General features: G+C 61.3%; 1 protein-coding gene. It reads left to right on the top strand.

Features of this window, described 5'->3' with window-relative positions; all coding sequences use genetic code 11:
- On the top strand, positions 1 to 1,247 hold a 1,247-nt coding region (locus AWB70_RS38100; protein ID WP_235024441.1), incomplete at both ends, for a bifunctional 2-methylcitrate dehydratase/aconitate hydratase.

Below are 1,247 nucleotides of genomic sequence, written 5' to 3'. Positions count from 1 at the left end.
TCCAACGTCCGCCCTGATCCGGACAAGGTACTCGTCGACATAGTCGATTACGTTCTCAACTACAAGGTCGACAGCACGCTTGCGCTCGAAACGGCGCGCAACTGCCTCATCGACACGCTCGGTTGCGGACTCGAAGCCCTCTCCTATCCCGCCTGCACCAAGCTGATGGGACCCATCGTGCCCGGCACGATCGTCCCCAACGGGGCGAAGGTGCCCGGCACCCAGTTTCAGCTCGACCCGGTTCAGGCCGCCTTCAACATCGGCGCGATGATTCGCTGGCTCGACTTCAACGACACATGGCTCGCCGCCGAATGGGGCCATCCGTCGGACAATCTGGGCGGCATTCTCGCCACCGCCGACTGGCTTTCGCGCAATGCGATCGCGTCGGGCAAGAAGCCGCTCGCCATGAAAGACGTCCTGATCGCGATGGTCAAGGCGCACGAAATTCAAGGCTGCATCGCGCTGGAGAATTCGTTCAACAAGGTCGGCCTCGATCACGTTCTGCTCGTGAAGCTCGCCTCGACGGCGGTCGTCGGGCAGATGATCGGCCTGACGCGCGATGAACTGATCAACGCGGTATCGCTCGCCTTCGTCGATGGTCATTCGCTGCGCACGTATCGGCATGCGCCGAACACGGGCTCGCGCAAGTCGTGGGCCGCTGGCGACGCCACCTCGCGCGCCGTGCGCCTCGCACTGATCGCGAAGACCGGCGAGATGGGCTATCCGTCGGTTCTGACCGCTAAAACATGGGGCTTTTACGATGTGCTCTTCAAGGGCAACGCGTTCGAGTTCCAGCGTCCGTACGGCTCGTACGTGATGGAGAACGTGCTCTTCAAGATCTCGTTCCCCGCCGAGTTCCATTCGCAAACCGCGGTCGAAGCGGCGATGACGCTGCATGGCAAGCTGAAGGATGCCGGCAAGCGCGTCGAGGACATCAAGAAGATCACGATCCGCACGCACGAAGCGGCGATTCGCATCATCGACAAGAAGGGGCCGCTGAACAACCCGGCCGACCGCGATCACTGCATTCAGTACATGATCGCCGTGCCGCTGATTCACGGCCGTCTCACCGCGGCGGATTACGAAGATTCGATCGCGCAGGATCCGCGCATCGACACGCTGCGCGCGAAGATGGAATGCGTGGAAGACCCGCAATACACGAAGGATTATCACGATCCGGACAAGCGTTCGATCGCCAACGCGCTTACCGTCGAGTTCAATGACGGCACGAAGCTCGATGAAATCGC

It is taken from the genome of Caballeronia cordobensis (genome assembly GCF_001544575.2).
Taxonomy (GTDB): domain Bacteria; phylum Pseudomonadota; class Gammaproteobacteria; order Burkholderiales; family Burkholderiaceae; genus Caballeronia; species Caballeronia cordobensis.
This window is presented reverse-complemented; position numbering and strand designations above follow the sequence as displayed.